This window comes from Klebsiella sp. 1SOBk5mer, from assembly GCF_046603115.1.
Classification (GTDB): domain Bacteria; phylum Pseudomonadota; class Gammaproteobacteria; order Enterobacterales; family Enterobacteriaceae; genus Klebsiella; species Klebsiella quasipneumoniae.
The window spans coordinates 1-358 of the sequence record NZ_JBKIUU010000040.1 but is presented as its reverse complement, the minus strand read 5'-3'; the positions used below and the strand labels follow the sequence as shown (position 1 = coordinate 358).

At 43.3% G+C, this 358-nt stretch carries 2 rRNA genes; both read left to right on the top strand.

Annotated features, from left to right (window positions below):
* A 16S ribosomal RNA gene (locus ACLH1U_RS25235) occupies window positions 1–72 on the top strand; the annotation flags it as partial.
* A 194-nt stretch (window positions 73–266) separates the two neighbouring features.
* Window positions 267–358 (top strand): 23S ribosomal RNA (locus tag ACLH1U_RS25230); the annotation flags it as partial.

Sequence of the window (358 nt, the reverse complement as noted above, 5' to 3'; positions counted from 1 at the left end):
TTGTGATTCATGACTGGGGTGAAGTCGTAACAAGGTAACCGTAGGGGAACCTGCGGTTGGATCACCTCCTTACCTTAAAGAACCTGCCTTTGTAGTGCTCACACAGATTGTTTGATAAATGATAAATTTCAAAATGTACTGAGAAGTGCATTGTGAAATTTTGCTCTTTAAAAATCTGGATCAAGCTGAAAATTGAAACGACACACTGTTTAAGTGTGTTCGAGTCTCTCAAATTTTCGCAATCTGGAGACATCTTCGGGTTGTGAGGTTAAGCGACTAAGCGTACACGGTGGATGCCCTGGCAGTCAGAGGCGATGAAGGACGTGCTAATCTGCGAAAAGCGTCGGTAAGGTGATAT